Source organism: Pseudomonas sp. DC1.2 (genome assembly GCF_034351645.1).
Classification (GTDB): Bacteria; Pseudomonadota; Gammaproteobacteria; order Pseudomonadales; family Pseudomonadaceae; genus Aquipseudomonas.
In genome coordinates this window covers 3,584,769-3,607,650 of record NZ_CP133782.1, presented here as the reverse complement: position 1 = coordinate 3,607,650, position 22,882 = coordinate 3,584,769, and the positions used below count along the sequence as shown (strand labels likewise).

Annotated in this window: 19 protein-coding genes and 1 pseudogene; 9 read left to right on the top strand and 11 right to left on the bottom strand. The window is 58.7% G+C overall.

The genetic code is table 11. From position 1 onward, the window contains the following. Window positions 1-204 precede the first annotated feature (204 nt). From RHM68_RS16255 to RHM68_RS16245, 3 genes and pseudogenes are all read right to left on the bottom strand, one after another. Window positions 205-606, bottom strand: a complete 402-nt coding sequence (locus RHM68_RS16255; RefSeq protein ID WP_322216560.1) for a biopolymer transporter ExbD — start codon at window positions 604-606, stop codon at window positions 205-207. Continuing rightward, entirely contained in the window at window positions 606-1,313 is a 708-nt protein-coding gene (locus RHM68_RS16250) for a MotA/TolQ/ExbB proton channel family protein (RefSeq protein ID WP_322216558.1), read from the bottom strand. The genes RHM68_RS16255 and RHM68_RS16250 overlap by 1 nt, the downstream gene beginning before the upstream one ends. A 50-nt stretch (window positions 1,314-1,363) precedes the next feature. Continuing rightward, window positions 1,364-2,180, bottom strand: a pseudogene (locus tag RHM68_RS16245) (energy transducer TonB). A 1,228-nt stretch (window positions 2,181-3,408) separates the two neighbouring features. Between RHM68_RS16245 and RHM68_RS16240 the strand changes: the two are divergent. Then, on the top strand, window positions 3,409-4,032 hold the full coding sequence (locus RHM68_RS16240) for a glutathione S-transferase (protein WP_322216556.1): 624 nt from the start codon (window positions 3,409-3,411) through the stop codon (window positions 4,030-4,032). A gap of 57 nt (window positions 4,033-4,089) precedes the next feature. Here RHM68_RS16240 and RHM68_RS16235 read toward each other — a convergent pair whose 3' ends face one another. Next, window positions 4,090-4,530, bottom strand: coding sequence for a CBS domain-containing protein (locus RHM68_RS16235; RefSeq protein ID WP_322216554.1), 441 nt, complete (start codon window positions 4,528-4,530; stop codon window positions 4,090-4,092). A 245-nt stretch (window positions 4,531-4,775) separates the two neighbouring features. Here RHM68_RS16235 and RHM68_RS16230 point away from each other — a divergent pair, with 245 nt between their 5' ends. Then, on the top strand, window positions 4,776-7,136 hold the full coding sequence (locus RHM68_RS16230; protein ID WP_322216551.1) for a DNA polymerase II: 2,361 nt from the start codon (window positions 4,776-4,778) through the stop codon (window positions 7,134-7,136). On the opposite strand, the gene RHM68_RS16225 is transcribed toward RHM68_RS16230, so the two are convergent. From RHM68_RS16225 to RHM68_RS16215, 3 genes are all read right to left on the bottom strand, one after another. Further along, a complete protein-coding gene (locus RHM68_RS16225) occupies window positions 7,101-7,571 on the bottom strand; it encodes a DUF1810 domain-containing protein (protein WP_322216548.1) in 471 nt (156 codons plus the stop codon). The genes RHM68_RS16230 and RHM68_RS16225 overlap by 36 nt on opposite strands. Window positions 7,572-7,601: 30 nt before the next feature. After that, the gene (locus RHM68_RS16220) at window positions 7,602-8,423 is read right to left on the bottom strand and encodes an aldo/keto reductase (protein ID WP_322216546.1); all 822 of its coding nucleotides are present in this window, start codon (window positions 8,421-8,423) and stop codon (window positions 7,602-7,604) included. A gap of 91 nt (window positions 8,424-8,514) precedes the next feature. Further along, window positions 8,515-9,663, bottom strand: coding sequence for an aldose epimerase family protein (locus RHM68_RS16215; protein WP_322216544.1), 1,149 nt, complete (start codon window positions 9,661-9,663; stop codon window positions 8,515-8,517). Window positions 9,664-9,958: 295 nt separating this feature from the next. Here RHM68_RS16215 and RHM68_RS16210 point away from each other — a divergent pair, with 295 nt between their 5' ends. From RHM68_RS16210 to RHM68_RS16190, 5 genes are all read left to right on the top strand, one after another. Continuing rightward, complete coding sequence (locus RHM68_RS16210; protein ID WP_322216542.1) at window positions 9,959-11,167, top strand: MFS transporter; 1,209 nt, start codon at window positions 9,959-9,961, stop codon at window positions 11,165-11,167. A gap of 122 nt (window positions 11,168-11,289) precedes the next feature. Beyond that, on the top strand, window positions 11,290-12,075 hold the full coding sequence (locus RHM68_RS16205) for a sulfite exporter TauE/SafE family protein (RefSeq protein WP_322216539.1): 786 nt from the start codon (window positions 11,290-11,292) through the stop codon (window positions 12,073-12,075). Window positions 12,076-12,316: 241 nt separating this feature from the next. After that, on the top strand, window positions 12,317-12,916 hold the full coding sequence (locus RHM68_RS16200; protein ID WP_322216537.1) for a biliverdin-producing heme oxygenase: 600 nt from the start codon (window positions 12,317-12,319) through the stop codon (window positions 12,914-12,916). Continuing rightward, complete coding sequence (locus tag RHM68_RS16195; protein WP_322216535.1) at window positions 12,913-15,159, top strand: ATP-binding protein; 2,247 nt, start codon at window positions 12,913-12,915, stop codon at window positions 15,157-15,159. Before RHM68_RS16200 ends, RHM68_RS16195 begins: the two co-directional genes overlap by 4 nt. Window positions 15,160-15,360: 201 nt before the next feature. After that, window positions 15,361-15,909 carry a DUF4174 domain-containing protein gene (locus tag RHM68_RS16190; RefSeq protein WP_322216533.1) on the top strand — a complete coding sequence of 183 codons (549 nt, stop codon included), beginning with the start codon at window positions 15,361-15,363 and terminating at the stop codon, window positions 15,907-15,909. A gap of 60 nt (window positions 15,910-15,969) precedes the next feature. Here the strand turns inward: RHM68_RS16190 and RHM68_RS16185 are convergent, their stop codons facing one another. Next, complete coding sequence (locus RHM68_RS16185) at window positions 15,970-16,764, bottom strand: SDR family oxidoreductase (RefSeq protein ID WP_322216530.1); 795 nt, start codon at window positions 16,762-16,764, stop codon at window positions 15,970-15,972. A 168-nt stretch (window positions 16,765-16,932) separates the two neighbouring features. Then, window positions 16,933-18,084 (bottom strand): class C beta-lactamase, encoded by a 1,152-nt coding sequence (gene ampC / locus RHM68_RS16180; protein WP_322216527.1) that lies wholly within the window; start codon window positions 18,082-18,084, stop codon window positions 16,933-16,935. A gap of 173 nt (window positions 18,085-18,257) precedes the next feature. Here ampC and RHM68_RS16175 point away from each other — a divergent pair, with 173 nt between their 5' ends. Then, window positions 18,258-19,136: a LysR family transcriptional regulator gene (locus tag RHM68_RS16175; protein WP_322216525.1), complete on the top strand. Its 879-nt coding sequence runs from the start codon at window positions 18,258-18,260 to the stop codon at window positions 19,134-19,136. On the opposite strand, the gene gudD is transcribed toward RHM68_RS16175, so the two are convergent. Together gudD and RHM68_RS16165 are read right to left on the bottom strand one after the other, a co-directional pair. Next, on the bottom strand, window positions 19,133-20,476 hold the full coding sequence (gene gudD, locus RHM68_RS16170; RefSeq protein WP_322216522.1) for a glucarate dehydratase: 1,344 nt from the start codon (window positions 20,474-20,476) through the stop codon (window positions 19,133-19,135). The genes RHM68_RS16175 and gudD overlap by 4 nt on opposite strands. Window positions 20,477-20,498: 22 nt before the next feature. Next, the gene (locus tag RHM68_RS16165; RefSeq protein ID WP_322216520.1) at window positions 20,499-21,845 is read right to left on the bottom strand and encodes an MFS transporter; all 1,347 of its coding nucleotides are present in this window, start codon (window positions 21,843-21,845) and stop codon (window positions 20,499-20,501) included. 278 nt (window positions 21,846-22,123) lie between these two features. Between RHM68_RS16165 and RHM68_RS16160 the strand changes: the two genes are divergently transcribed. Then, a complete protein-coding gene (locus RHM68_RS16160) occupies window positions 22,124-22,840 on the top strand; it encodes a FadR/GntR family transcriptional regulator (protein WP_322216518.1) in 717 nt (238 codons plus the stop codon). Window positions 22,841-22,882: the final 42 nt, after the last annotated feature.

Sequence of the window (22,882 nt, the reverse complement as noted above, 5' to 3'; positions counted from 1 at the left end):
TACTTCCGACTTTATTAGACGTTTATCGAAATGGCCTTGTGAGCCCTCATTGCTCCGGCATCGGTGGTACCGCGCCCGGAAAACCACTTTCTTCAAGCAAGCCGATCCCCTCCGAAGACGCGTGGCGTTTTTCGGTCGGCTGATTGCGACGGGAATCAACGAACGGTGCCGGGCGAGACCCTCACTGCACGCCCGGCACCGGACTCAGCGGGTGGTCATCACCGATATCTTGGTGATGCCCGAGCGCTCGATTGAGGCCATGGCCTTCGCCACCTGCCCGTAATTGACGGCGGAATCGGCCTGCAACTGGATACGCACTTCACTGTCCCTGGCCTTGACCTCTTTGAGGCTGGCCTCCAGAGATTCGGGTGCGACCTCGGTTTTGGCCAGGTAGAACTTGCCGTCCTGATCGACGCTGACTACCACCGGGTCTTTCTTTTCAGCAGGGGCGACGGCGTCGGTTTTAGGCAAGTTCACCTTGATCGCGTTGGTCATGAGCGGCGCGGTGACGATGAACACCACCAGCAGCACGAGCATCACGTCCACCAGCGGCGTGACGTTCATTTCGCTGAGCACTTCATCGCTGTCTTGAGTGGAGAAAGACATTAGCTAGCCTCCCGCACGGCGGCTGGGTTTTTGCTGGCGATGGCCTGGCGAGTGATGGAAAACGCACTGCGTGAGGCGAGGGCGTCGAAGTCGTGGGCGAAGTCGTCCATGTCCGCCGAGGCAAGTTTCAAACGGCGCAGGAAGAAGTTGTAAATCAGCACTGCCGGCACCGCGACGGCGATGCCGACACCGGTGGCGATCAACGCGTGGCCAATCGGTCCAGCGACGGTTTCCAGGCTGGCGGAACCACTGGCGCCGATGCTTTGCAGCGCTTCCATGATTCCCCACACGGTGCCGAACAAGCCAATGAACGGCGCGGTGCTGCCGATGCTGGCGAGGATCGCCTGGCCATTTTCCAGCGAGCGACGCTCTTTCTGGATCTGCTGTCGCAGGTTGCGTTCCAGCCGATCAGAACGGTTGATGGTGTGGGCCAGTTGCTGGGTGGTACGGGGTGACTCGTCAACCAGCAAGGCTTCGAAGCCGCTGCTGGCGATCCGCGCCAGTGAGCCCGGATATTGGCTGGCGTGTTCGGCGGCGGTGAGCAAATCCGGCGCGCCCCAGAAGGCTTTGCTGAATTGTTTGTTCTGGGATTTCTGCCGCAAGTATTGGGCGGACTTGACCAGCAAAATCGCCCAGCTGACCACGGAAAACAGTACCAGGCCCCAGAGCACGCCCGGGACAATCATCGAAGACAGTGAATCGTTCATGGCTACACCTCGCTTGCATTAATCAGTGATGAGTTCAGTTCGTTGCGCCGCTACTGCGGCAACTTGAAATCGATGGTTTGGGTGGCGAAGCCGTCGATTGGCGTGTCGCCGCGTTTGGCTGGAATAAACTTCCAGGCCTTCACTGCCGCGACTGCCGCTTCGTCCAGTTGCGGTTTACCGCTGGATTTGGTGACCGTTACCGCCCCGGCGCGACCGTTGGCCAGCACCTGAATACGCAGCACTACCGTGCCTTCCCAGCTCCGGCGCAAAGCCAGGGACGGGTATTCCGGCGGCGGATTACCGAGACTGGCCAGGCCGGAAATGGCTGCCGACTCTTTCACTGGCCCAGGGGCGGCGGCGGGCGCGGGGGGCGCTGGGCGTCGAGGGCGTGGCGGGCGCTGCCGGTTGGGCGGGCGCTGGCGCAGCTTTCGGCGGCTCGACCTTCTTCACCGGTTTCGGTTTCTCAACCGGTTTCGGCTTTTCGATAGGCTTGGGTTTCTCCACCGGTTTGGGCGGCGGCTTAAGCGCGTCCTCATCCTCCACCGGTTGTTCGGGTTCCGGCGGTGGCGGTGGCGGTGGTGGCGGTTCCGGGGTGGGCGGCGCGGGAGGCGTCGGGCTGGTGAGTTCGACGGTCATCTCCGGAATCTGCGGCGGGGTGGGCAGCGGTTCAGCCTTGGCTTGTTGGAAAAACCACCAGGCCCCCCCGTGTATCAGCGCCGATACCGCGATCAGCAACAGTACCTGCTGCTTGCTCAATCCTCCGGGTCTAGAGGTGTTGGTTTTAAAGGAAAGACCACTCGACGCCGGCGCAATCGGATCATCCCGTAGCGACCCCGGCAGGGTTCTATGTTTTACCGCATCGTTCATTAAAGCTCCCTCGGGTAGATGAAGGGCAATAAGGTGCCGTCCGAACATTGGCGCAATGTTCGAGTGTTTTATTTCAACTTTTTCAAGGGTGTGCAGAAGCCGATAGTTAAACTATCTATTGAGTTGGCTGCTGCAGGCTAGTGGCTTAATGCAATCGACTTCGTGTGTTCATTACCGTGTCCCTGGTGAATCTTTTATGGGGCGAGAGTGGTCGATGTGTCGACGGTGTCTCATGTTTGTTACGTAATAATTGCTTAGCAACCGGTGTGCCAAATCTGCGCTTTATATAGTGTGGATATTTCAGTCTCGGTACCCATGTCGCATTTATATAAGTTTTACCGGTCGCTGGGTTTGTGGCTGGCAATGACCGACCGGTCACCCCTGAGTGCGTTACTTTTTCAGGGGCGAGTCATGCCGGTCGCTGTATTCCGATAGTTAGCGGAATACAGCGGCTCCTGGCCATTTATTCATGGCACCAAACAGTGCGTCATGAATTGATTTGGTGCGCATCAGTGTTTTAGCTAATCACAGGGAATGTTCCTTATTGTTGTGCAAATAAAACCGGGCGGCGGTCACGAGCGTCGTTAAAGGTTCGAGAACACTTTTGGTGCGTTCGTTGAAACTAACTGCTGTCTACAGATGATCACTAATAAATAATATTGACTGGTTATTGTCCGACACTTTTTGGTGGTCGTTGATTACGCCTGTGGCGCGCCAGAATGTGAGGAGTATTATTTAAAAAATAAATAGCACTGCGCGCGGGGCGAGTTTCATCGCGCCACCGCGCAACGCCGTAGTGTTGGTCAGGTAATAAAGTAATGTCGAAGAGGGCTGGCGCGAGCCCACAGACGGGCGCTGCCAAGAGACACGTTGGGGCGGTAGTGTATAAAAGTACAATGGCTGGCCAGAACAGGCCTTGATAGTGTTTGAACCTTCACGCGGTGATTTCCTTATTGCCAGCCCGGATACACGAACTTTTGATTCGGCATCGCACCTTACAAGAACGCGGATAGCGTCCGATGATTGCTCTTGGTGCGGGGTGGGCACCGTAAGCGCTGTTTTGCGAGGTTATGGTTTCGCAAGCTGCAGGTGCATGGGAAAAGCGTGCCAAAGTCGATACGCAGGTAAGAAAATTTATACATCGGTTTGCTGAGCGCGAAGGGGCCACTCTGTTTAGTGCGAGCGTGCTTCAACAGGCCACTATTTCTTCTCATCAGGAGGCGCTGATATGTACCAGCTCTATGGACAGAAGGACTCGGGTGCGGCGGCCATCGAAGCGGCCCTGGAGCTTTGTGAGATTCCTTACCGCTTCATCGATGTGGACGCCTCGGCCGAGGCGGCGCACGCGTTGCAAACACTCAACCCGCTGAGACAGATACCGACCCTGCAATTACCGGATGGCAGTAGCCTGACCGAGAGTGCGGCGATTCTGATTCACTTGGGCCTGCAATTTCCGCAGTCCGGTTTGCTCCCCAAAAGTCCCGCCGAGCGCGATCAGGCCATTCGTGGCCTGGCGTACATCGTCAGTAATTGTTATGCGGCCATCGGCATCATCGATTACCCCGAGCGCTGGCTAGCCAAGGCGGATGAATCGTCGAGGGAAAACCTTATGGCCGGTGCGAGCGCGCGCCTGCACTGGAGTTGGGAAGTCTTTGCCGATCAATTTTCCAGCGAGTTGTATCTGGGCGACGAGACGCCGAGGGCGCTGGATTTGCTGGCGGCGGTGGTCACGCGCTGGTCGGGCAGTCGCGAGCATCTGCGTACCGCCCGACCCGGTTTTTTCGCCTGGCTTGAGCGCATCGACCGGCATCCGACGCTGGCGCCGGTCTTCGCTCGGCATTGGCCGACCTAGGCACGCAGTAAGCCATCGGTGGGAGCTGGCATGCTGGCTCCCACCGATGGCCTGGGATCATTCGCCGCGAATGTACTGTTCCAATTGGCGAATCAGCTCTGCCTGTTCGGCAATCGATTCTTTGACCAGGTCACCAATCGACAGCAAACCCAGTAACTGGCCGTTTTCCACCACCGGCAAATGGCGCAGGCGTTTGTCGGACATGATGCCCATGCAGGTTTCGACGGTTTGGTGAGTACCGACGGTGATCACCGGCGACACCATGATCTCGCTGACCGGCGTGCCGACCGAGGAGCGGCCTTTGAGCACCAGTTTGCGCGCGTAGTCACGCTCGCTGATGATGCCCACGACTTCGCCATTCTCCACGACCGGTAACGCACCGACGTTCTTTGCAGCCATGACCATCAGTGCTTCCAGCACCATTTGATGGGGCGAGATGGTATGCACTTGCTGATTTTCATTGGCCTTTAACTTAAGCAGTTGGGCGACGGTTTTCATGGTGGCTTCTCGGTTTTATCGTTGTTCTTGAAGAATCGTAGACGCGAGCGTTCAGAGCAAGCGCGAAAGCGCTCGATAGCACACAAATAACGTCATTCAATGGTTTTTCTTTGATAAAAGCCACGCCGCCGTGGCCGATGCATCGCCGCAGGCACTTCGCGCGCCCGCTCAATCGGTGCCGTGGGCGCTATCGCGGTCGATGACGCGTAGAATCGCCCGTTGAGTCAAATCTTGAGGTTGCAGTGGTGGATTTACAGCAGGGCTTCGTCCTTACACGGCATTGGCGCGATACCGCAGCCGGCACCGAAGTCGAGTTCTGGCTGGCGACCGAGACGGGTCCCCAGCGCATCCGCCTGCCGCATCAACCGTCGGTGGCGTTTATCCCGGCCGCGCAACGCGAGCAGGCCGAAAACGTGCTGCGCGGCGAAAAGAATGTCGAGCTACGGCCTCTGGCGTTGCTGGATTTCGAGCACCGCCCGGTGCTCGGTCTGTATTGCCAGCAACACGGTCAGTTGATGCGTCTGGAGACCGCGCTGCGCAAGGCCTGCGTCGAGATGTTTGAAGCCGACGTGCGCCCACCGGAGCGCTACATGATGGAGCGTTTTATCACGGCGCCGGTGCTGTTTGGCGGCACGCCCGGCGCTGACGGCCTGCTGCTCGATGCGCAAATGAAACCCGATGCGCACTACCGGCCATCCCTGCGTCTGGTGTCTCTGGACATCGAAACCACCGCCCAGGGCGAGTTGTATTCCATCGCGCTGGAAGGTTGTGGTGAGCGCCAGGTGTACATGCTAGGCCCGCCAAACGGTGACGACAGCGCGGTGGATTTCCAGCTGGAGTATTGCGACTCCCGAACCCTGCTGCTGAAAAAACTCAATGAATGGTTCGCCCGCCATGACCCGGACGCAATCATCGGCTGGAACGTTGTGCAATTTGATATGCGCGTCCTGCATGAGCACGCCCGACGCCTGGGGGTGCCGCTGCAACTGGGGCGTGGCGGTGAAGAAATGCAGTGGCGCGAACACGGTAGCCGCAACCATTATTTTGCCTCGGCCGCCGGCCGACTGATCATCGACGGCATCGAGTCGCTGCGCTCGGCAACCTGGAGTTTTCCCTCGTTCAGCCTGGAAAACGTTGCGCAAACCTTGCTGGGTGAAGGTAAGGCAATCAGCACGCCTTACCAGCGCATGGACGAAATCAACCGGCTGTTTGCCGAGGACAAACCGGCCCTGGCCAGGTACAACCTCAAGGACTGCGAACTGGTAACGCGTATTTTCGCCAAGACGCAACTGCTGACCTTCCTGCTGGAGCGGGCCAGCGTCACCGGTTTGCCGGCAGATCGCAGCGGTGGTTCGGTGGCGGCGTTCACCCACCTGTACATGCCGTTGATGCACCGTAAAGGCTTCGTCGCGCCGAATCTCGGCGGTAAACCACCGCAAGCCAGTCCCGGTGGTTTTGTCATGGACTCGCAACCGGGGCTCTATGAGTCGGTGTTGGTGCTTGATTACAAAAGTCTCTATCCGTCGATCATTCGCACGTTCCTGATCGACCCGGTGGGGCTGATTGAAGGGCTCAAACACCCTGACGACAGCGAGTCGGTGCCAGGCTTTCGTGGGGCGCGGTTTTCGCGTACTCAGCATTGCTTGCCGGCCATCGTCGCGCGGGTCGCCGAGGGCCGGGAAACGGCCAAGCGCGAACACAATGCACCGTTGTCGCAAGCCTTGAAAATCATCATGAACGCCTTCTACGGCGTGCTCGGTTCCAGCGGTTGTCGTTTCTTTGATACACGCCTGGCGTCATCCATAACGCTGCGCGGACACGAGATCATGCTGCGCACCCGACAACTGATCGAAGACCAGGGCCATGCGGTGATTTACGGCGACACCGACTCGACTTTCGTCTGGCTGCGCCGCGCGCATGGTCAGCAAGAGGCCGCGCAGATTGGTCACGCCCTGGTGGAAAACGTCAACCAGTGGTGGCGCGAGCATGTGCAGCAGGTATACGGGCTGGAAAGTGCGTTGCAGTTACAGTTCGAAACCCACTACACACGCTTTCTGATGCCGACCATTCGCGGCGCCGAGGAGGGCAGCAAGAAGCGTTATGCGGGGCTGGTCATCCGCCCCGATGGCAGCGATGAAATGGTTTACAAGGGCCTGGAAACCGTGCGCACTGACTGGTCGCTGTTGGCCAGGCAGTTTCAGCAGGAGTTGTACTCCCGGATTTTCCACCGCAAACCCTATCAGGACTATGTTCGCGACTACGTGCGAAAAACGCTCGCCGGGGAATTCGACGACCGTTTGATCTACCGCAAGCGCCTGCGCCGAGCGCTCGATGACTATGAGCGTAACGTGCCGCCGCATGTGCGGGCGGCACGCATGGCGGACGACTACAACGCTCGGCAGGGTCGGCCACAGCAATACCAGAACGGCGGCTGGATCAGCTACGTGATCACTGTCGCCGGGCCCGAGCCACTGGAAATTCGCAGCGCGCCGATCGACTACGATCACTACGTAACGCGGCAATTACAGCCGGTTGCGGATGGGATCCTGCCCTTTGTCGATGACGATTTTTCAACGCTGATTGGGGGGCAGTTGGGCTTGTTTTGAGTCCAACAGTGACAGCGTTGTGTCATCGGGAATGCCATGGAAGTACCGCTTTAGTGCCAGGTGAAAATCGCTGCCGGCGCTGGCGACCAGAGCGAACAAGGTCATCGAAGAATAAAATTTGAGGTCGTCGGGGTGGCCGAAAATTTCGGCAATCGAGCGCTGGCGTGTGTTGAGAACCAGTTGGGTACACGTTCGCAGCCGTGCGCCCAGTAATGGGTGCGCAAGGTAGGCCGTGGCTTCTTCGACGCTGCCAATCGCGAAATAGCGGGACATTTCGCTGCCGCCAAGCCCGGCCAACTGCGGAAAAATGAACCACATCCAGTGCCGGCGTTTGTGGCCAGCGCGCAATTCCTCCTGAACCCATTCGAACACGGGATCCTGCGCCGGGATAAAGCGTTGCAGGTTGAAGGTGTCGCGCGAATCGGTACTTCGCATGCCCAAGCCCTCCGACAGGCTGCGGGTGGCTCAGACCATAGCCAGGCGCTGCTTGCATTGTGGCGCCTCAAACGCGTGGTCCAGCGCCTCCAGATCTCCAGCCTCCAGCTGTAATTGCGCGGCGCGTGCATTGAGCTGCACATGCTCGGGGCTGACTGCTTTGGGGATGGCGATCACACCGTCCTGACGCAGAATCCATGCCAGAGACACTTGAGCTGGGGTGACCCCATGACGGGCGGCCACGTGCTTCAGCGTCGAGTGGACCAGCATAGGCCCACCCTGGCCAATGGGACAGTAGGCCATCAACGGCAGGTGATGTTGTTGGCACGTTGGCAATAATTCGAATTCGATGCCACGTTCTTCCAGGTTGTAGAGCACTTGGTTGGCGGCGCAGGCCGGGTGCCCCAGAGCCTGAAGGTCATCGACGTCGAAATTGGACACTCCCCAGCGGCCAATCTTGCCGTCTTCGCGCAGGCGCTCGAAGGCGTCGACGGTTTCTTCAAGGGGATACTGGCCGCGCCAGTGCAGCAGGTATAAATCGATGTAGTCAGTGTCCAGCCGCCGCAGGCTGCGCTCGCACGCTTGAGGGATGCCTTTGCGGCTGGCGTTGTGTGGGTAAACCTTGCTGACCAAGAACACCTGGTCGCGCTGGCCTGCAATGGCTTCGCCCACGATCTCCTCTGCACCGCCTTCGGCGTACATTTCAGCGGTGTCGATCAGTGTCATACCCAGGTCAATGCCTTGGCGCAGTGCCGTCACCTCTCGTTTGCGTGCCGAGCGGTCTTCGCCCATACGCCAGGTGCCTTGGCCGATGACCGGTACGTGAACGCCGGCCAGTTCGAGGGTACGCATGCAAACCTCCCATTCAAGAGTCGATCACTCCTTCAATGGGCATCACCATAGCGCAGAGGTTCAGTCGGTCGCACCACGGCAACGATCAATTTTACTGCGCCGAGAACTTCAACACGGTGCTCTGGGTGTAGGTTTTACCGGGGTCCAGGCGCGTCGAGGGGAAGCCCGGCTGATTAGGCGCGTCCGGATAGTGTTGGGTTTCCAGGGTGAACGCGCCCCAATGCCGATAGGTTTTACCAGCCTTGCCCTTGACCGTGCCATCAAGGAAGTTGCTGGTGTAAAACTGCAGGCCGGGTTCGGTGGTGTAGAGCTTTAGGCGACGACCTGACGTCGGATCAAACACGTCGGCGGCGAGTTGGCCCGGGTCACCCTGAGCATTGAGGACCCAGTTGAAATCAAAACCGCCCTGTTTTGGCTCGGCGAATTTAAGTTGTGGGTGGTCGGCCTTGATGTTTTTGCCAATGGCGGTTGGCTGGGTGAAGTCCATCGGCGTATTGGCCACGGGCGTCAGCTCACCGGTCGGGATGAGTGTGCTGTTGACCGGAGTGTAATGGTCGGCGTGCAAGGTTGCGATCTGCCCCAGCACATCGCCATTACCGGCGCCGGCAAGGTTGAAGTAACTGTGGTTGGTCAGGTTCAGTACCGTCGCTTTGTCGGTGCTGGCCTTGTAATCGATGCGCAGCTCGTTTTTCTCGTTGAGGCTGTAAGTCACCTCGGTTTTCAGCGTGCCGGGGAACCCCATTTCACCGTCCGGGGAGACGTAAGTCAGGGTCACGCCCACCGAATCGCTGCCTTGGCTGGCTTCGGCCTTCCACAAGTGTTTATCGAACCCCCGAGGCCCACCGTGCAGTGAGTTAACGCCATCGTTAAGCGGAACGTGATAACGCTTGCCGTCCAGTTCGAAGGCGCCGTTGGCCAGCCGATTGCCGAAGCGGCCGATGGTCGCACCAAAGTAGGCCGTGCCGTGCTGGTAACCCTTCACATCATCGAAACCAAGGACCACGTCTTCAACCTTGCCGTTTTTATCCGGCACCTTGAGCGATTGCAGGGTAGCGCCATAGGTAATGACGGTGGCTTGCAGGCCATGGCTGTTGCGCAAGATGTATTGCTCGACGGGCTTGCCGTCACTGGTTTTTCCAAAGGCTTTGTGTTCGCTGGACAGGCCACTGGCGTGGGCAGAAGCGGTAGCAATCATCAGGGACAGTCCTAAGCCAAGCAGTCGATAACGGGAATTAAACATGACTGGGGTTTCCTTTTCTTGTTTTTTTCAGGGGGTACTGACGTCCGACAGCAGACGCTGTAAAAACTCTATTAGTCATACTAAATAAACGAATCAAGCTGGATTTATAGCTTATTGTTCGGATTCATCAAGTAAAAGTATTACTAAAATAGATCGGGTAGACCCGGCTCATCCTGTGGATGACGTGTAACCCCGACGCATTTTGAACGCGCAGTTCGGTGTCGTGATTCGATTAAGGTGGCGTGTTTTTTGTATACAATCGCCACCGCTATCGACAGTAAGGAGCGTCACCGACATGACTGACCACGCCACCGCCCACCACGGGTCGCTGGAGCGCAGTACGCGCTCGGAGAAACTGCCTTACGCCGCGTTGTTGGCTTTCGCCATGACCGGTTTCATTGCGATCCTCACCGAAACCCTGCCCGCAGGCCTGCTGCCTCAAATCGGCGCGGGGCTGAACGTCAGTGAAGTGCTGGCCGGACAGTTGGTGACGCTCTATGCGCTGGGTTCGATTGTCGCCGCCATACCCCTCACCGTCGCCACCCGGGGCTGGCCTCGGCGTCGGGTGTTACTGATAACTGTCGGTGGTTTTTTGCTGTTTAACACCGTTACCACGTTCTCTACCCATTACGGGCTGACCCTGGTATCGCGCTTCCTGGCGGGCATGGCGGCAGGGTTGTCGTGGGGCATCATGGCCGGTTATGCGCGGCGGCTGGTGCCGGGGTCCCTGCAAGGTCGAGCGCTGGCCATCGCGATGCTCGGCACGCCGGTCGCGTTGTCCCTCGGTACTCCGGCGGGGACGTGGCTGGGTAACGTGATGGGCTGGCGTGCCTCGTTCGGCATCATGTCGGCCTTGGCGCTGGTGCTGGCGGCGTGGATCGTCATGGCCGTGCCGGACCGGCCAGGGCAGACGGACACTGAACGCCTGCCGTTGCGCAAAGTGTTCTGCATGCCGGGCGTGCGCCCGGTACTGTTTGTCGTACTGACCTGGATGCTGGGGCACAACATCCTCTACACCTACATAGCGCCATTCCTCATGCAGTCCGGATTGGGCGAGCGGGTGGACTTGGTGCTGCTGGTGTTCGGTCTCAGTTCTCTGCTGGGGATCTGGATTATCGGCGTGCTGGTGGATCGCTGGTTGCGCCGGTTGACGTTAGTTTGCCTGGCGGTGTTTGCCCTGACCGCGTTGGTGCTGGCGCTGGCCACGACTTCACCGTGGGTGATTTACGCCTGCATGGCGGTGTGGGGACTGTCCTTCGGTGGCTCGGCGACGCTGCTGCTGACGGCGGCGGCTGACTCAGCGGGTGAGCACGTCGATGTGGTGCAGGCCATGCTCACCACCTCTTGGAACGTGGCTATCGCCGGCGGAGGGGTGTTTGGCGGTGTGTTGCTGGCTCAGGCCGGGGTGATGTCATTTCCGTGGGCACTGCTGGGGTTGTCGCTGATCGCGTTGGTTACGGTTTGGGTTAACGGCCGTTACAGTTTTAAACCCGGTCGCCGGTAGCATTGACCTGGAACGGCGTTTGCGGGTCGGGGCATAACGATAGACCGCATTGATATAAGTAGTTATAAGAAAAATCGCTATGCTGCGGGCCAGTTTTTTCATGCGTTTTTGTGGGCGTGTTAATGGAATTCGGTAATCTCGGGTTGGTCGTTGCAGGGTTGGTAGTCGGCTTTATCGTCGGGATGACCGGCGTCGGCGGCGGTTCGTTGATGACGCCCATTTTGTTGTGGTTCGGGGTCAATCCGGCGACGGCCGTGGGCACGGATTTGCTGTACGCGGCCATCACCAAGTCCAGCGGTGTGCTGGTACACCGTAAGAACAAGAACATCGACTGGGCGATTACCGGCTGGTTGACCCTCGGCAGTGTGCCGGCGGTGATGATGACGCTGTGGTTTCTGAGCAGCCTGCACACCGCGCCCGAGGCAATGAACGCGATCATCAAGCAAGCCTTGGGTTACGTGTTGTTTGCCACGGCCCTGGCGATTTTCTTCAAGAAGCGCCTGCTCGATTTTGCCCACAAGCGCGCCGGTGGCAATTACAACCCCAGCGGTACACGCCTGAACGTGCTGACCGTCGTCACCGGTCTGATCCTCGGCACAATGGTTGCGCTCACGTCCATCGGCGCCGGCGCATTGGGCACGGTGGCGCTGTTTATTCTCTATCCGCTGCTGCCCACTCGCCGACTGGTGGGCACGGAAATCGCCCATGCCGTGCCGCTGACCCTGGTCGCGGGCCTTGGGCACGCGAGCATGGGCAACATGGACTGGCACGTGCTGGGTTTCCTGTTGATCGGCTCGTTGCCGGGGATCTGGTTGGGCAGTCACCTGACCGGGCGCCTCTCTGACGAATTGTTGCGACCGTGCCTGGCGACGATGCTAGTGTTGATCGGCTACAAACTCGCCTTCTGAACCGCTCGCCACAGGCTGTTTGCGAGCCATCAGTCAGATCGTTGCTGCAGAAACGCTTTCAAAACAAACCACTTCTGTCATCCCATAGATGCTACGGTGCCAAGCCATCCTTTCATTCGCCTGCGAATGACCTGTCGGCATTCCCTCCGCGAACGACAAGGAAGAGGTGGCACGTGTACCCGCTAATCGACATCGCAGAGTTTCAGATCCACGAAACCGGGTATTGCCTCGACACCCGGTCTTGAACGCCCCGCCCAAGAGCCTGCCGCTGATTCTCAGTGAGCTGCGCACGGCCACGACCCAGCAGCATCAGGCACTGGAGAAACGTATCCCGTTTTTTACGGCTGATCTGGACCTCTATACCCGGTTGATCAAAGCCTATTACGGTTTTCATCGCCCGTTGGAGAACCTGCTGTCTCACGTGGCGATGACCGTCCCGGACCTGGACTGGTTGATGCGCAGCAAAACCCCTTCCCTTGAAGCAGACCTTTACGCACTGGGCCTGGACGCAGCAGCCATCGACGCGATCCCCCTGTGCCGGTTTGCCCTTCAGGCAAACTCCATTGCCCAGGTGCTGGGCGTTTTGTACGTCCTTGAAGGCGCGACGCTGGGGGGACAAATTCTGCGCAACCGCGTGTATTCGCGCCTGGATATCGACGAGTACAAGGGCGGTCGCTATTTCGCGGTTTACGGCGCTGGCACCGTACTGATGTGGCGTGGCTTTCTGGCTTGCCTGTATGAAGTCCGCGACCCTGTCGAGCGTGCGACATCGGTACGCGCTGCCGAGACGACCTTCAAGGCGTTCGAAAGCTGGCTTGAACAGTGCGGAGTCCTGAAGTGATCCGCCTTAGCGAGGCACAACTGGAGACGGCACTCGCCCAGTGCGCCAGTGAACCGATCCGCATTCCAGGATCGATCCAGCCTCACGGCGTGCTGCTGACCTTGATCGGACCGGCGTTGACCATCAACCAGATCAGCAGCAACTGTGTGTCGATGTTCGGTCAGTCGGTCGCCGCGTTGCTACAGCAACCGTTGACGACGCTGACGGGCGCCGCGGTGGCCGAGCAGGTGCATCACGCGTTATCGCTCAAGGACCTGGAAGACGCCAACCCGCTGGTGTTGGAAATCGACGCCCGGCGCTGGCATGGATCGCTCAGCCGCCACGACGCCGTGATCATCCTTGAGTTGGAGCCGTTGCTCGAACCGGTTCAGGACAACACCGCCATTCTGCTGCGAACCCTGCGGCGGATGCAGGCGGCCACGACCCTGCAAGACTTGTATGCCGTGAGTGTCGAAGAGATCCGCCACCTGACCGGGTTTGATCGCGTGATGATTTACCGCTTCGAACCTCAAGGGCATGGGCAGGTCATCGGCGAGGCGCTGGGCGGTCAGTTGCCAGGTTATCTGGGCCAGTGTTTCCCCGCCTCGGACATTCCGCTCCAGGCGCGGGAGCTGTATCGACTGAACTGGATTCGGGTGATTCCCGATGCGCGTTATGTGCCGGTGCCTATCCTCCCGGTGTTACGCCCAGATACCGGACAGGCGCTGGACCTTGGTTTTTCAATGTTGCGCAGCGTTTCGCCAGTGCATTGCCAGTACCTTGAAAACATGGGCGTGCGTGCCTCCATGAGTCTTTCTCTGCTGGAGAACGACCAACTCTGGGGCCTGATTACCTGCGCGCATCCCGAGTCGTTGCTGGTCAGCCACCCGGTGCGCACGATGTGTGCCGCGATCGCTCAACTACTCAGCGTGCAAATCACCGCACTGCACACGCGTGACCGTCAGGCAGAGCGCGAGGAAAAGTCCCAGCTGATCAGTGAACTGGCGCTGGCGATGCGCGTGGCTGAAAAGGATGTGCTGGTCGGGCTGGTCGATCATTCAAAGCAATTGCTGGCCGTGACCGGCGCCACCGGGGTGGCCGTGCTGATTGAGGACCGTCTGCAATTGATCGGCGAATGTCCGACCCAAGAGCAGGTGCGGGCACTGTATCTATGGGTTAGAGAGCAGTGTCTGGAGAGCGGCGAGCTGTTGCTGACCGACCATTTGCAAGGTCTGCACGGCGTCAGTGCGCTCTACAGCGATGTCGCCAGCGGGCTGCTGGCCTTCGTGCTGCCCAAGCCCGTGGACAATGCTGTCATGTGGTTTGGCGCGCAACTGCGCTCCAGCATGCGGTGGAGTGGTAATCCCGACGAACATTTCAGCGCGCCTGGTGATGCCAGTAACCGCTTGCAACCGCGCAAATCGTTCGCGGCGTGGGAGCAGCAGGTGGAGGGCCGGTCGCGGACATGGAGCGCCGCCGATGCCTACGCGGCGAAGGAGTTACGGCGTTCAGCGATTGAAGGTGACCTGGACCGTCAGGTGCGCCGAGAACATGAAGCGGTGCGCGTGCGTGATGAGTTGGTGGCCGTGGTGTCCCATGACCTGCGTAACCCGATGACCATTATCATCATGCAGTGCGGGATGATGCAGCGCTTGGTCTCTCGGGACGAAGGTAAAAACTCCCCGCGTCTGAGTGCCGCGCTGGGCACCATGGAAGAAGCCTCGGCGCGGATGAACACGCTGATTGCCGATCTGCTGGACAAATCGAAGCTGGATGCCGGTCATTACCCACTCGACTGCAAGCCGCTGGATATCGTCGAGTTGCTTGAGCAGACGTGCGCGTTGCTGGTGACCCTGACCTCGCACAAGGACATCGCACTCAGTTGTACCAGCGCCGCCGGCCTGTGCATCGACGCCGATCCGCAACGGCTGTTCCAGGTGTTGTCGAACTTGTTGGGCAATGCGATCAAATTCACCCCGCCTGGCGGGTGTATCGACCTCAATGCCTGGCAAGTGGACGACAAGGTGCTGATTTCGGTGCGCGACAATGGCAGCGGTATCCACGCCGCGCAATTGCCCCACATCTTCGAGCGCTACTGGTCGGTGCGCGAAGGCAACCCCAATGGCAGCGGCTTGGGTTTGTACATCTGCCGCAGCATCGTACAGGCCCATGGCGGCGAGTTGTGGGCAGACAGCGAACCGGGGGTGGGCAGTGTGTTCACTTTTTCCATTCCGGCATTTGTCGGGGGAGCCGTGAAGACCTGACTCGGCTCAGGCGGCGTTGTGCGCCGCCATGAAGCCGTCATCAAACGTAATCAAATGCCGCTCACAATCCTTTGGCGTCTGTTGCGCAATGCCGGCGCTGACCTAAGCTTTGGGCAACGCGAAACATATTCGCGGATCGTCACCCGGAACGATCGCCGCGATGCGCAATCATTAGAGCGTGGATATCAAAAGGAGATGCGCATGCTCATAAGGTCTTTGACCCTGGCTACTCTGCTGGCTTTCGCCGGCCCACTGTTCGCCGCTGATGGCGACTCACCCCTGGCACCCGAGTTGGGCAAATCTCGGCCGTTGATTATTGTCGCGTCCAGCAGCATCGACCCCACGTTGGTCAAACTCAAAAAAGCGCTGGACGAGCCGGCCAATCGCGACGGCTTCAAGCAGCGCAACATGGTGTTGTATACCGTGGTCAACCTGATGGGCCAGCGTGAGGGCAAAGACCTGGACGCCCAGACGACCATGGCGCTGATCCGTCAGCTCAAGCTCGGCGTGAGCGCTGAAACCAAGGTGATTCTGGTGGGTAAGGACGGCGAGAAGAAGATGGAACATCTGGGGCCGATCGAGCCCAAGGCTATTTTTGACGCCGTCGACCAAATGCCAATGGCCGAGAAAGAGGCCGCCGCACCGACGCCACCACCTGCCCCTGACGCTGCACCAGTCAAGGGCGCAAAAACTGCAAAACCCGGTAAACCGGCCAAGCCTGCCAAACCGTTGGAGCAGCCGGATGACTGATTGAAGCTCGCAGTCGTAGGTGTCATGCGTCTGCTTGCGGCATGACACTCGCGGTGCAAGTTATGCAATCGTGTCCACCACCCCGCCATCCACCCGCAATGCCGCGCCGGTGGTGGCGGACGCTTGAGGCGACGCCACATACACCACCATATTGGCCACTTCTTCCATGCTCGCCGCCCGCTGAATGATTGAGCTGGGCCGGTTTTTCATCACAAACTCCGCCGCGACTTTTTCCATCGGCTCGCCAGATTTTTGTTGTTCATCTTTAAGCATGCCTTGCAGTCCTTCGGACAGGGTTGGCCCTGGCAGAATCGCATTCACCGTTACCCCCGTGCCGGCCATGCGCTTGGCCAAGCCTCGGGAAATCGACAGATTAGAGGTCTTGGTAAAACCGTAGTGAATCATGTCAGCCGGAATATTCAGTGCCGACTCGGACGAAATGAACACCACTCGCCCCCAGCCATTTTTTGCCATGCCTGGCAGATACGCCCTGGATAACCGGACGCCGGACATCACATTGACCTCGAAGAACTTCTCCCAGACCTCGTCTTCAGTGGCGAAAAAATCCTGCGGACCATAGATGCCGACGTTGTTCACCAGAATATCGACTTGGGGCAGGGCGGCGATCATCTCATCGCAACCCTTGGCTGAACCGACATCGGCGGCGATACCGCGCACGCTGGCAGAGGGGAGCAAATGCTGGAGTTGGGTGACAGCGGCGTCTACCGCCTCTTGCTTGCGGCCATTGATCACGACTTCGGCACCCGACAGGGCCAGGCCTTTAGCGATGGCCAGGCCAATGCCTTGGGTGGAACCGGTGACAAGGGCGATTTTGCCGGACAGGTCGATGTTCATGAGGGGGCTCACTCTAGAAGGAAGGTAAAAGGGATGACTGCGCGGCCCTTAGCCTAGTTCAAGAGATCGACTCTCTCGCTCTCTGCGTCGGTCTCCGGGCTGCTGCGCGCAGAGGGTATGCGAAGTCCCCTGCGCCGTAGCGGTCACCTTCGCCTGGCAGTGAGCTGGCTATTGAGCCAGGGCACTCAATATCTGATGAGCCACTTTCACTCGATCTGAGTTCGGGTAGTTTTTGTTGGCCATGATGACGATGCCGATGTCTCGGGCTGGCACGAACGCGACATAGGTGCCGAAGCCGCTGGTCGAACCGGTTTTGTTGATCAGCACACTCTTGGGCTCAGGTTGCGGCGGGCTCAGCCATTGAACGGTATGCGCCTCCATTGCCATGGGGGTGGAGTTACCACTGAGCAATTTATCGAGGGTGATTGGGTAGGTGTAGCGTTCCCAGCCCAGGCCCTGTGTCATGTCGCCGACGGTGTAATAGCCGGTGTGCGTTGAGGCAATGGCTTGCTGCAACGGCTTTTCCAGTTTGCCTGGTTTCATGTTCGCCTGAACGTAGCGAATCATGTCCGAGGCACTGGTTTTCACACCGTATGCCTCCGCATCCAACGCACCCGGTCCTACCCGCACGGGTTGGTCGTCCTTGTTGTAACCCTGGGCATAAAGGCCCATCTGGTCCTGCGGCACCTTGAAGTAGGTGTGCTGCAAACCGAGTTTTGGCAACAGGGTTTTTTCCATTAATTGATCAAACGGCGCGCCCATGCTGTGAGCTGCCAGATAGCCGAATAGCCCAAGGCTGGGGTTCGAGTAGAGTCGGTGGGTGCCGGCGGCGTAGGTGGGTTTCCACTGTTTGAAGTAGGCGAGCATCTTGTCTGGATGATCTGCCGCGTCGGGGAACTGCAACGGCAGGCCGCCGGCGGTGTAGGTGCCCAATTGCAGCACGCTGATGGTGTCGAATGCGCTGCCGCGCAAGGTCGGCAGGAGCTGGCTGGCCTTGTCCGACAGCGACAGTTTGCCGGTCGCCTGAGCGTAAGCGGCGAGGGTGGCCGTGAAGGTTTTGCTCACTGAGCCGATTTCAAACAAGGTGTCAGAGGTGACCGCTTGTTGGTTTTCCCTGGAGGCCAAACCGTAGTTAAAGTAATGCGGTGTGCCGTTGACGGTCACGGCGATCGCAACGCCGGGAATACCTTGCTGCTGCATCACGGGCTGGATGGCAGCGTCGACAATACGTTGAATTTGCGCGTCGGTTTGGCCTTGTGCAATGCACGGTCCAGCAGCGAGTGTGGCGATTAAAGCCCCGATAATATTGAGTCTGGTCATGTTTTTTTGTCCGTCATTACTTCAAGTTCGTTCGTGTTCAGTTTTCCACCCGTTAAACTGCTGGTGTTTTTTACAAGTGGGCCGGTAAGCGGCGCGCTAAATTTAGGCAGTCCGCGGTTGATCGGCAACCGACAATATTTCAGATTAGCCATTAGAAAAATTAGGGGTAAGGCATGATTCGGCCTCAGTTACCGCTTAATGCACTGCGTGCCTTCGAGGCTTCAGCGCGTCACTTGAGTTTTACGCGTGCGGCGGTAGAGCTGTGCGTGACGCAAGCGGCGGTCAGCCATCAGGTCAAAGGCCTTGAGATTCAGCTTAACGTAACGCTGTTCAAACGCTTGCCCCGCGGCCTGATGCTGACTAGCGAGGGCGAAACCTTACTGCCGGTGTTGCGCGAGTCCTTTGACCGTATCGCCGATACCCTTGAGCGTTTTGAAGGCGGGCATTTTCGTGAAGTATTAACGGTGGGCGCGGTGGGCACATTTGCAGTGGGCTGGCTGTTGCCGCGACTGGCAGACTTTCAGGCGAAACATCCGTTCATAGATTTACGCTTGTCGACCAACAACAACCGGGTAGATGTGGCCGCCGAAGGACTGGATTACGCGATCCGCTTTGGCGCCGGGGCATGGCATGGTATTGAAGCATCAAAACTGATCTACGCGCCGCTGTCGGTACTCTGTGTCCCCGAGATTGCTCGACAGTTGCGGACACCAGCGGATGTGTTGCAGCAAACGCTGCTGCGCTCTTATCGCACGGACGAATGGCCCGAGTGGTTTCAGGCTGCCGGTCTTGCTACCCAAGCCGCGCCGCCACGCAGCATCATCTTTGACTCGTCGCTGACGATGATGGAGGCGGCACTGCAAGGTGCCGGTGTTGCTTTGGCGCCGCCGTTGATGTTCGCCCGGCAACTGGCGGAGGAGGCGATCCTGCAGCCTTTTGCCATCGAAATCACTACCGGCAGTTACTGGCTGACCCGCTTACAGTCGCGCCCGGAAACGTCAGCGATGGCGACCTTCAAGGGCTGGTTACAACACGCGGCACGCGTGGGCTAGCGCACCAGGCACGGTCGTTTGTTGTCGAACTTCCAGCCAGGAATCAGAAACTGCATGGCCACGCTGTCATCCCGCGCACCCAGGCCCATGCTTCGGTACAGCTCATGGGCCTTGGCCAACTGATCCATGTCCAGTTCGACACCCAGCCCTGGCTTTTTCGGCACTTGCACGCAGCCGCTAATGATTTGCAGCGGGGCGCGGGTCAGGCGCTGGCCGTCCTGCCAGATCCAATGGGTGTCGATGGCAGTGATTTCACCCGGTGCGGCAGCAGCAACGTGGGTGAACATGGCCAGGGAAATGTCGAAGTGATTGTTGGAGTGCGAGCCCCAGGTCAGGCCCCATTCATGGCACATCTGCGCCACGCGCACCGAACCCTGCATCGTCCAGAAGTGCGGGTCGGCCAAGGGGATATCCACCGATTGCAACTGAATGGCATGGCCCATTTCCCGCCAGTCGGTGGCGATCATATTGGTGGCGGTTTTCAGGCCCGTGGCACGGCGGAATTCGGCCATGACTTCGCGCCCGGAGTAACCGCTTTCAGCCCCACACGGGTCTTCGGCGTAAGCCAGTACATGATGCTGATCCCGGCACAGCCGTATGGCTTCTTGCAATGACCAGGCACCGTTTGGATCTAGGGTGATGCGGGCGTCGGGGAAACGTTCGGCCAGGGCGGTGACGGCTTCGATTTCTTCGTCTCCGCTCAGTACCCCGCCCTTGAGTTTGAAATCCTTGAAGCCATAGCGGGCGTGGGCTGCGACCGCGAGGCGCACCACGGCGTCGGCATTCATGGCGGTTTCGTGACGCACGCGAAACCAGTCATTATCGGCGTCGGGTTCACTGTGGTAGGCAAGGTCGGTCTGCTGGCGATCACCGACATAAAACAGGTAACCGAGCATTTTTACTTCATCGCGCTGCTGACCTTCGCCGAGCAGTGCGGCCACAGGGACGCCCAAGTGTTGGCCGAGCAAGTCGAGCAGGGCGGCTTCCAGGCCGGTGACGGCGTGAATGGTGATGCGCAGGTCGAAGGTTTGCAGGCCACGCCCGCCAGCATCACGATCGGCAAACGTCTTGCGTACTTGGTTGAGGATCTTTTGGTAGGTGCCGATGGGGCTGCCGATAACCAGGCTGCGGGCGTCTTCCAGTGTCTGGCGAATGCGCTCGCCGCCGGGTATTTCACCGACGCCGGTGTGGCCGGCGTTGTCCTTGAGGATCACGATGTTGCGCGTGAAGAACGGCCCGTGGGCACCGCTTAGGTTCAGTAGCATGCCGTCATGACCCGCCACCGGAACCACTTGCATGCTGGTGATGATCGGGGCCTTTGCAGCGTCTTGTGCTTGCATGTTCTTATCCTTCAAAGCCAGGTCAGGCATGGTTTGGCGTGGGGGTGCTGACGACCACTGTGGTCGTCGCTTTCGGTGTGTTGCGCGCGGCAAAAACGATGATCGCGGCGATGATTGACGTTGCAGCCAAGCCATAGAGTCCGCCCTGGATAGAACCTGTGCGTTCTTCCAAAAGGCCGAAGGTGGTCGGTGCAACGAAGCCGCCGAGATTGCCCACCGAGTTGATCAGCGCGATGACACCAGCGGCGATGCGTGCATCCAGGTAAGCCTGTGGAATTGGCCAGAACAGCGATGAGGCTGATTTGAAACCCAGTGCGGCGAAGCAGATGGCGACGAAGGCGAAGATCGGTCCGCCGGTGGTGGACATGAACATCCCTGCCGCTGCGATCAACAGTGCTGCCGCGACCCAGGCTTGCTGGTGTTTCCATTTGGCTGATAGCGCGGCGAAGGCGTACATGCCGACAATCGACAGCAGCCACGGGATCGAATTGAACAGCCCGACCTGAATATCGCTGAGGTCGCCCATTTTCTTGATGATGCTCGGCAGCCAGAAGGTGGCGGCATAGATCGTCAGTTGGATGAAAAAGTAGATCAGGCAGAACAGGATGATCTGGCGATCCTTGAGCAGTTTGCCCAGCGACGGTTTGATCGGTGTTGCGGCTTCGCGCGCCCGTTGTTCGGCGTCGATAGCATTGACCAGCGCATCCTGTTCTTCGCGGCTGAGCCAGTTAGCGTCATGGGGGTTGGAGTCGAGCCAGAACCAGACGAATACGCACAGGCCCACGGAGAACATGCCCTCAATGAAATACATCCACTGCCAGCCGTGTAGCCCGAAGCCGTTGAGTTGCAGTAGCACCCCCGACAGCGGACCGGAGATCAGCGATGCAACCGCCGAGCCGCTGAGAAAAATCGCAATCGCCTTGCCGCGTTCAACGCCGGGCAGCCAGCGCGTGAAGTAGTAAATCACGCCCGGAAAAAAACCGGCCTCGGCCACGCCGAGCAGAAAACGCAGAATGTAAAAGTGGCTTTCGTTCTGGATGAAGGCCATGCAGGCGGCCACCAGGCCCCAGGTCAGCATGATGCGGGTCAGCCAGATTCGCGCGCCGACTTTTTGCAGGAGGATGTTGGAAGGGACTTCGAACAGCGCGTAACCAATGAAGAACAGACCGGCACCGAGGCCGTAGGCGGCAGCCCCAATGCCCAAATCCTGCTCCATGTGGACACGGACGAAGCCGATGTTTACGCGGTCGATGTAGTTGACGATGAACATGATCACGAACAGCGGCAGGACATGGCGTTTAACTTTTGAGATAGCGGATTTCAGGACTGAATCGTCGCCGTCGTCCATCCTGGATATGGATGTATTCACTTGCTTTTCTCCCACTCGTTATTTTTATGCGGGGTATCGCTGGATGCTGCGTGTTGATAGACATCATACAACTTGGTTTTTTCGAATCGCAAGCGCTTACGCTCAATGAAACGGCTATTTAAAGACTATTTTTGTTGTTTTTTGGATTTTTTTCGATCAGGTAATATCTTCTTGAACGTTATTTCTCATTGTTGTCATACAAGCTGGACGCTGTTTTCAGAGATTCCAGGCACGGGCAGTGCTACGATCCCGGCAGCCCTGTTTTTCGGATGAGCGCCATGCAAGAAGACCTTCAAGCCCCCACCCGCAAGCGCAGTCACAACTTGGCGCACGACCTGGTGGCCAAACTGACCCAGCGCATCCTGCTCGGCCAGATATTGCCGGGGGACAAACTGCCGTCGGAGAACACGATTGTTCAGGAACACGGGGTCAGTCGCACCGTGGTGCGCGAGGCGATTTCAAAGTTACAGGCGTCTGGGCTGGTAGAAACCCGCCACGGCATCGGCACCTTTGTCATTGCGCGCGCGGCGGAGCAGGGCTTGCGGCTGAACATCGATACGGCGCTGGGGGTGCGCAGCATTCTGGAGTTACGCATGGGCCTGGAAACCCAGGCGGCGGCGCTGGCAGCGGTACGTCGCACGGCACAGCAACTGGCGAGCATGCGCGACGCTCTGGACGACTATCAAAACCTGCTGACCAACAACGACAGCTGTGTTGAGGCCGATAAACGCTTCCATCTGTTGATCGCCGAGGCCACCGACAATGTGTGTTTCACCGAAATCATGCAGCACTTGGGCAGTGCGATGATCCCCCGGACACGGGTTAACGCCGCCGAGCGCGGTGCGACGGACCTGAGCAAGCTTGGGCAGTTGGCCAATCTTGAGCATGAGGCGATTCTCAACGCCATCAAACGTCAGGATCCGGAGGCTGCACGGGCGGCGATGTGGTTGCACCTGAGTAACAGCCGTGATCGGTTTTCAGCGCCTGGGCCCTGATTGCATGAGTACCGGCGAGTTGCTGTGGGGCGGGTTGCGTGT